Origin of the sequence: Lacticigenium naphthae DSM 19658 (assembly GCF_000425865.1) — a bacterium.
In the GTDB taxonomy this organism is placed as follows: domain Bacteria; phylum Bacillota; class Bacilli; order Lactobacillales; family Carnobacteriaceae_A; genus Lacticigenium; species Lacticigenium naphthae.
The window spans coordinates 1-8,250 of sequence record NZ_AUEG01000033.1; the positions used below are offsets into that span (position 1 = coordinate 1).

Here is an 8,250-nt window from a genome sequence, read left to right on the forward strand (position 1 = left end):
TCTTCATAGATGACGGCATAACTTTTCCCCATAGAAACATCTAAAGCTAGTACATAAGTCATATTATTCCTCGCTTTCTTTTGTATTGAAAGACCATCACTGCTTCATTTCGTGTCTTATTTCCTGTACTCGGACTCATGGTCCCACATACTTAAACCTGATTTAGAAATGACAGTGAGGGAGCTCAGTTTTTGTTTCGGACTCATAGTCCCTGAGGCTTCAGTCGAGCTTCCTTTCACCCTTACTATACCTCTATAAAAGAAAAATAGTAGGTAAAAACCACCGTCGTGGTCTTTACCTACTAATCTTAGTATGTTTGTTTGTTAAACAAACTTCACTTTCTGAAATGTGTTCCAAAAACAAACTCGCCATTCGTCTCACTCGTGTTTTCTTTCTCGGTCCAGCATATCGAAAGTTCAGATTCATCGATCATTTTGAATTGTTGATCCCTTTACCTTCAAGTGCTCTCCAGTTATTCTGCTTTTCTTGTTTAAAGCATAGCAGAAAAATAATAGCTGATAACGGATACGAGCCCACCTAGACTTGTACCCCAAATCAAATCGATAATGGTGATTTTTAATGGCCAATTAGCGAGAGTTGCTAAATTGGTTAAATCATATGTTGCGTAAGCAATAAAGCCAAAGAACATCCCTCTTAGCAGTGCTTCAAGAATACTTCCTGACACTAAAGCAGGATCAATAACAAAGAACACCAATCCAAGGACAAAAATCAAATAAAATATGATGGCTGCGACCCAATTAGGTTTATCTTTCATAATAAAGCCAATTTGTTCTTTATATAACTTATTGGCAATTAGAGCTAACCAAACTATATCAACCAAGAAAAATACAGCAAGTGTGATCACATAAATAATAAAATAGTTCATTAGATCCTCTCCTATTGAGTGATATATGCAACTGCAACAGTACCAACACCTGCACCTAATGCAATAACACCGGAACTCTTCGTAATATATTCTGGTTCTTTATTTAATGTTCCCTTCAGTGCCTCAGCAAATTCTTTGCCTAAGCGAGGATCATCTACATACGTAACAGCGTAGTGTTTGATCCCTTTTGTTTCGTTTATATGCTTCATGTGTTTCAGGATTTTTTTAAGTGCTGTGTTCGGGTGGAAAGCAATTTTGAAAATCTCCCCTTCGCCTTTTTCATCCAATGAGATGATCGGTTTTAACCCTATTTTCTTGGCGATCCCTCCTGCACGTACACTTAGTCTTCCTGAAGCGATCATATTATCTAGCGTATTGATTTTAACCAGAATTTTAGACTGACCAACCGAGTGTTCTGCAGCTGATAAAATCTCCCCAACTGATTTATCTGCCTTCAAGTTCTCTATTGCCTCCCAAACGATCAACCCTTCCGCAACGGAATTTTGTTTCGTATCTATGACATGAATCGTCTGCTTGCTCTCATTGAACTGTTCAGCCGCTTTTGAAAAGGCATTATACGTCCCGCTCAATGCTTGTGCAACAGAAAAGACCACAACATTCTCATAATAAGACAATAAATAGTGATAAGCATTTTCGATGCTCTTGATTGTTGGTTGTGATGAAGTTGGGTGGATATTCTTTGATTTAGCTAAATCAAAGAGTTTTTCATTTGTCACAGTAAGTTTATCTATATAAGATTCATTTCCAACCAGTAGCGATATGTGAATCACATGAACTTGTGCGTCATCGATCAACTCTTTTGGTAAGTCTGCAATCGAATCAGTCACAATCACAGTCTTATATTTTCTATTATGGATCCGGTCATACTGCTGAACCATATCATCGACCTTCTGTTCAATGATCCTTCCATGTCCAGAAAGACGTTCAAACATTTCGGCTGGATCATTGGTGTGGATATGCACTCTGGTTTTTCTTTTACCCTTAACTTGAACGATCGAATCACCAATATCAGATAAGAGGCTCTTCAAATCTATGACATCTGATTCTTTTTCAAGCAAAGCCTCGCTACAATAGCGATACCGAACAATATCATGATCATGTTGTTCAATTGCTGGAATGAACTCTTCTACCTCTGTGATATCTTTTGAAATCAAATGCCCTCGGATGCCATCTAAAAAACCTTTAATGAAGTATGCAAATCCTTTTGCTCCTGAATCGACTACAAGCGATTTTTTTAGAACCTTCAACTGATCTGTTGTGTTTTCAACTGCATCTTCCACCTTTTCAAAAGCTTTTCCAAGCAGTGTATCAAAAGTTTCATGGCCGCTTGGTTCTTTACTCAATGCATCATAAAATACGGCCATGGTGGTCAACATCGTCCCTTCAACAGGATTATCCAATGCTTGATAAGCATATTCCATTCCATTTTTACTTGCTAAAATAAAATCCTCTTTTGTAATGACTGTTTCTGCAGTTATTCCTTCGCTGAATCCCTGAAAGTACTGGGCAAAAATCAAGCCGGAATTTCCTCTTGCGCCAATAATAGCGGAATCTGCAATGGACTCTAAGGTCGTCTTGGTATCTTCTTTTAATTCTGAATGGTGAACGATACTATACGTGGTAGAGAAGAGATTACTCCCTGTATCCCCATCAGCTACTGGGAAAACATTTATATTATTCAAAAACAACCGGTTGTTCATGACCTCTTTTGCACCGTTGATCAAGCTGTTATATAATTCGTCGTGTGTTATTGTATCCATATTTGTCCCCCCATTTTTTTTCACAGTCGGATCAGTCAATTATACTTAAATATACTTTTCCATTTTATTATCCTGTTACATTGACCACAAGTTGTTTATTTATATTATAAACAACTAAAGCGAACCATTTGGAAATTTGCATAGGCCCAACTTGTCTGACGAACGTATCATACTAGTTCGATTGGTTCAGTGTACATATCTACGTAAATTATACATTAAATTCTATGCGTCTGTCATTTTTCAGGAACGATTATCTGTTTAATTTTTCTAAAATCAAAAATTTCTTAGACACTATCCGTTTCTCAATTTTGACAGCGGGAAGATAAGACTCACAGGTACCTAGTTATTTCACTATTTACGTTTTAACTATCTGTTTTCACATCGATTTTCAAACTATTTATGACTTCTTTCTAAATATACAAAAAATGATCCCAAAAAAGCTGTGTGTAAGGAATAATTAACACATCCCTCACACACAGCTTCGAAAATCTTATTTAGTAAAATGTTGTTAACGATCGACTATTCTTTATTATTTTTTAGTCCATGGGAAAATCATTGGAACTCTTTTGGTGTATTCTTCCCATGCATCATACTTCTCCATATTTTTCTCTAGTAATGGAGTGGATACTTTGATCAAAACGGTACTCATTATAATAGGTGAGATAATTAAAAACAGGTAGTAAATCGGATTTATAGAATCAGTAAAGATCAGCGTAATACCACTGGCATATAATCCAATCCATATTAATATCTCTCCGAGATAGTTTGGATGACGTGTGATCGACCATAATCCTGATTGCAGAAGTGTATGTGTCCCCTTAGCGATATGTCTTCTCAGTTGTTCATCACCGACCACTTCAAAGAAAAGTCCGATCAGCGCAACAAACAATGCAGCATAAACAAAATAGCGATGATTTGAATCTAAACTGAATTCATTGTATTTGATTACTGAATAACTTGCAGATCCAACGAGGAAGTTAATAATACCTTGAATCATGAACACTCTAAAAAAGGCAATGACGACCACATTGTCGCCCCACTCTTTACGCCATTGTGCATATCTGAAATCTTCGGGCTTCCCATAATTTCTTTTTAATAACCGCAAGGATAATCTTAGACCCCACACACTAATGAATCCAACAATCACATACGATAAAATTGTAGGGTCTTCAGTAACGAACAATGTAAGCCAGCTACCAACAACAAAACCCATCCCCCAGCCAATATCGACAATTGAATTATTTTTGATTACTGTAGCTATAATAAAGATCACCGTAAAATAGACAAAGGTAAAAATCATTGGAACAAGTAATCCATCTAAACCTATATTGGTAAATCCCTGTGTCGCTATTGCTAGCGTCGCTAAAAACAATGAAATATAAATTAAAATTCTTTTTTTATCCATTCTACACCTCTTTCAATTTTTTTATATTGTACCATACTCCAATAAAAACAAAGGAACTTAACGCATTCAATCAATGAAGTTTAATACTTTTATTATACACAAATCGATAAATATTCGAGTCAGCTCTTTGTACTTAAGCCCAGCTTTATGATTGATTTAGTTGACCCTATTCCTATTTAGGATCTTAAATCCAATAAAGTAAATCGTTACACCTACTATAACGGACAAGTATATAACGAGGTTGTTAACACTCACTCCCCCAAAAAGAAACAACAGCAGGACCGCAATGCTATACAACAGTTGACTCGCTAATCGTTCAAATCTGTTTACTCTATTCCCCATATCATCTTTACTTTCATCTTTTGATAAAAACCAAAACAATATAAAAGATAGACCTACTGTGCCCACTACACCTCCGGTTACAGTATTTAACTCATTTATACTGTTGAAAGATAAATAGTTCATAAAAATACTTTCTACTAGAAAAAGCCCGAAACTAATCCCACTAGCTATTAGTAATTCTCTCGTTTTTTCTCCAGTTTTTAAGTTAAACACCATGGCTAAAAGAAAAATCAGTAGATAAATACTGTTTTCACTATTTAAAGACAGGTATAGAGTCAGTCCGAATACTGAAACAATATCAAAAGTAGTTCGTTTTTTTCCTGTAATTCCATTAACTATTCTCATGAGTAAAAGTAACCAAACAATTACTAAAATCTGAACGGTATCATAATAAAGCAAATTTAACAGTGACACTGCAGCGGCCAGCAATGCTGAATGATCATGTGTTGGATCAAGTTCTCTAGAAAGTGCCCATGTTAAAAATACGCCCATTCCTGTATACATCCCTGACAAAACATTCCCCGTTAATATCCACCCTGTAGCAGCTACTAGTATTGCCGATACTGCTATTATCTGATTTGTTTTATAACTGAAGTCTATACCTCTCCCCAATGTAAACATACATCCACTCCTTAATGAGTCCATTATACCGTGATTTCAAATAGCCCATGAACCTTATCTCGTATTTTTGTCCATTTTTTCTAACTTATTGATCTACTAGCTTTAAAAATAGAGTCCTTCTGAAACAATTTCTATCTTGTCACTACTCCTGCTAGCTGATCAGTCGATTCTTTTCTCTAATTCACTACCCGATCAAGTTCTTCTGCTATAACCTGATATCCTGAACCACTTGGATGAAATTCATCTACAGAGAGATAATCGTCTAAATGATATTTAAACAATTCATACGTCGGAATATAGGCAGATTTAACATCAGACTCTACAATTAGACGCGTTTCATAGTTCCACTCTAGAAGTAATCTGGTTTTTTCCGGTTCCTTTTTACTATAAGGATCATATAAACCGATAAATGCTAACTGTGCATCTGGGTTGAGGTTTCTGATTTCTTTTATTAAGAATTCCAGGTTTCCCTTGTACTTTTTAAGTGCTTTTTCAAAAGCAAGAGTTAACGTTACATTATCTTCATAGTCTAAACGATTTAGATCATTCCCTCCGATTGAAACAATAATCAAGTTTGCACTAGCGATACTCGCTTCATTTTCTGCACTTTTAATCAAATTTACGAGATCATCACTTTCAAAACTTGGTACTGAGATATTTGTACTGGTTCGTTCCTTTTCATCTTCTGTATTGATCAAATCGAGGTATCTTTCTCCTATACCTAAATTTTCTTCATCCCCTACTCCAAATCCAATCGAGTCTCCAAGAATGAGTATGTCAGACGAATCTTCTGGAATACGCTCTCCTTCTTCCGGTCTATCACTTGAGCTTTCCATCTGTTCTTCTGGATAATTGGTTTCTTCACTCTTGCTTACTACTATAGAGGCAATAAAACCGGATATAAATACGGTCGCTAAAACTAGTGACATAAAAAAGACTAGTGGCCAAATCACTTTTTTGTACATAGCTATCCCCCCTTACTAGACGATTTAAACCAAGATGTCTTTGCGATTAAATACTGCAAAGCTGACTATCAATGATAATACAGCCCAAGCACTTAATGTAAGAATAGAAAAGTTTAAACTCATTCCTTCGATCGGTTGATAGGATCCAGTTAAATAGCGCGTAAGATCTAAATTCGTCACAAAAAAATACTTGACTAGTTCCCATTCAGATAAGAAAAATTGTAAAAATTGACCGCCGATCAGAGCTGCCATCAATATACCTATAGCCGACGAACTATTCTCAACGATCACGGAAATCATGAGTGTTATCGAGGCTATTACTATGGATACAAACCACAATAGCGAATATATCAATACAGTGTACTGAAATCGGGAGATCAATATCGTTGAACTGGAATTTAATTCACCCTCGATCAAAGTAAACCCTGTTACTATGGGTTCACTAAATCCCCATTGTTGAAAAAACAAATAGGATACTAAAGTGGACAGAATACTTACAATGAATACCAAAATCGTCGTCATGATAATGAGTGCGCTATACTTGCTCAATAATACTTTCCATCTCGGAACTGCCCGCGTGAGTAAAATTTTAATCGTTTTTTTGGAGAATTCATTTGAAACTAAATCTGCAGCTAAAATCACAATCAGAAGAGGGATAAATAATGTAATGCCCTGCTCTACAAATTGGACAGTAAACTTGGCCGCTGTAGGGGTTATCGGGTTGATATCGTTCTCAACAAAATAATTCAATTGTTGAATTTCTCTATCCATCGATGCTCTGACCTCTTCAGGTATAAATTCATTCTGACTCCGTTCTTCAAGATCATTGAGCCGTTGAGTAGTAAGAGCTTTCCAGTCATAGGCTATCCCACCAGACTCCGCTTCAAATTTTTGTATAGTCGTATCATAAGAATATTTTTGCCCATATGAGAGCAAACTCACAAAAATCAAAAGCAACAGAACGATCAGGAGCATTTTTTTCTTTAATAAAATCTTCAGTATCTCATTTTGTGTTAACGAAATCATGCGATCACACCTTTATCCGTCAGGCTTAAAAACAAATCTTCCAATGTTCTCTTTTTATTTTCAACAGTTTTGATTTCTACACCCGAATCAAAGAACGTTTTATTTATTTCTGAAAGCTTTTCTACCTTAGCTAATGCTGTTAAATTTTCCCCATCGATAGCTGAATCTATACCAAACTTATTTTTAAGGACTGCTTGAGCCTTTTTTGGATCATCTACTGTCCAGACAACTTCACCAGTAGATAAAACTTCTTCTATTGATGCATTCCTAATAATACTTCCCTTATTTATAATACTGACTCGGTCACACATCAATTGGACCTCACTGATCAGATGCGAAGAAATCAACACTGAAATACCTTTTTCTCTCGCCAATTTTTTCACGATTTCTCTAAATTCATGAATACCTTGCGGGTCCAGTCCGTTAGTCGGTTCGTCTAGAATCAGTAGTTTAGGTTTATGAATAAGAGCCTGCGCCAGTCCGATCCTTTGTTTCATTCCCATAGAATACACAGCCACTTTATCATGGATACGATTCTTCATACCGACTAGTTCTATGGCTTCATCTATATCCTTCTTCGTAACGCCTGTTGACATACTACCGAGTATTTCAAGATTCCTGTACCCGCTCATATAATCATACAGATCCGGACCTTCTATAATACACCCGACAGTAGACATAGCTTTTACAAAGTCTTTTTCAATGGAATACCCACAAATTTCTATCTCTCCCGAAGTCGGTTTTGATAAACCTACGATCATCCTTAACATGGTCGTTTTTCCAGATCCATTCGGTCCTAAAAATCCTACTATTTCTCCTTGCTTGATATCGAAACTGACATCTTTTATAATTTGTTTTTTCTTGATCCGTTTTGATATATTTGAAACCTTCAATACCGCTGTATCCATAGCAAGCCTCTTTCCTACGTTTAGTCAAGGAAAAAGATTAACTAACAATACTATTTTCAAAAGAGTGATTGTTAATTCAGACAAAAATGCATACCAAATAAGCCTCAGCCTTTTTATATTTTTCTGAGAAGGTTCATGCTATACTACAGGTATATTATGGGTCTTAGAGACCGTGTGCGTGTAAGCGTACGAGGTATGGTTCCTTACCATGGAATGCATACATTTCAGGAGCTTGTTCATACAGGCAACTGTGGCAACCTTATCCTTCTTGGGGGTGGGTTGCCTTTTTAGTTTATAATAATAATCAACGATGTGA

At 36.2% G+C, this 8,250-nt stretch carries 7 protein-coding genes and 1 pseudogene; all 8 read right to left on the reverse strand.

Going from position 1 to position 8,250, the window contains the following annotated elements:
• Positions 1 to 490 precede the first annotated feature (490 nt).
• The gene (locus H626_RS0109635) at positions 491 to 886 is read right to left on the reverse strand and encodes a DUF2177 family protein (protein WP_027109180.1); all 396 of its coding nucleotides are present in this window, start codon (positions 884 to 886) and stop codon (positions 491 to 493) included.
• Between the two features lie 11 nt (positions 887 to 897).
• The gene (locus H626_RS0109640) at positions 898 to 2,667 is read right to left on the reverse strand and encodes a DegV family protein (protein WP_027109181.1); all 1,770 of its coding nucleotides are present in this window, start codon (positions 2,665 to 2,667) and stop codon (positions 898 to 900) included.
• A gap of 529 nt (positions 2,668 to 3,196) precedes the next feature.
• Positions 3,197 to 4,072, reverse strand: a complete 876-nt coding sequence (locus tag H626_RS0109645; protein ID WP_051237937.1) for a DUF1295 domain-containing protein — start codon at positions 4,070 to 4,072, stop codon at positions 3,197 to 3,199.
• Between the two features lie 156 nt (positions 4,073 to 4,228).
• Complete coding sequence (locus H626_RS0109650; protein ID WP_027109183.1) at positions 4,229 to 5,035, reverse strand: hypothetical protein; 807 nt, start codon at positions 5,033 to 5,035, stop codon at positions 4,229 to 4,231.
• A 176-nt stretch (positions 5,036 to 5,211) separates the two neighbouring features.
• The gene (locus H626_RS0109655; RefSeq protein WP_027109184.1) at positions 5,212 to 6,000 is read right to left on the reverse strand and encodes a GDSL-type esterase/lipase family protein; all 789 of its coding nucleotides are present in this window, start codon (positions 5,998 to 6,000) and stop codon (positions 5,212 to 5,214) included.
• 24 nt (positions 6,001 to 6,024) lie between these two features.
• Entirely contained in the window at positions 6,025 to 7,026 is a 1,002-nt protein-coding gene (locus H626_RS0109660) for an ABC transporter permease (protein ID WP_027109185.1), read from the reverse strand.
• Complete coding sequence (locus H626_RS0109665) at positions 7,023 to 7,934, reverse strand: ABC transporter ATP-binding protein (RefSeq protein WP_027109186.1); 912 nt, start codon at positions 7,932 to 7,934, stop codon at positions 7,023 to 7,025. The genes H626_RS0109660 and H626_RS0109665 overlap by 4 nt, the downstream gene beginning before the upstream one ends.
• A gap of 138 nt (positions 7,935 to 8,072) precedes the next feature.
• Positions 8,073 to 8,250, reverse strand: a pseudogene (locus H626_RS11675) (IS110 family RNA-guided transposase); the annotation flags it as partial.

Coding starts and splice junctions, on each gene's coding strand:
- H626_RS0109635 (WP_027109180.1), bottom strand. CDS start 886: ATGAACTATTTTATTATTTATGTGATCACACTTGCTGTATTTTTCTTG.
- H626_RS0109640 (WP_027109181.1), bottom strand. CDS start 2,667: ATGGATACAATAACACACGACGAATTATATAACAGCTTGATCAACGGT.
- H626_RS0109645 (WP_051237937.1), bottom strand. CDS start 4,072: ATGGATAAAAAAAGAATTTTAATTTATATTTCATTGTTTTTAGCGACG.
- H626_RS0109650 (WP_027109183.1), bottom strand. CDS start 5,035: ATGTTTACATTGGGGAGAGGTATAGACTTCAGTTATAAAACAAATCAG.
- H626_RS0109655 (WP_027109184.1), bottom strand. CDS start 6,000: ATGTACAAAAAAGTGATTTGGCCACTAGTCTTTTTTATGTCACTAGTT.
- H626_RS0109660 (WP_027109185.1), bottom strand. CDS start 7,026: ATGATTTCGTTAACACAAAATGAGATACTGAAGATTTTATTAAAGAAA.
- H626_RS0109665 (WP_027109186.1), bottom strand. CDS start 7,934: ATGGATACAGCGGTATTGAAGGTTTCAAATATATCAAAACGGATCAAG.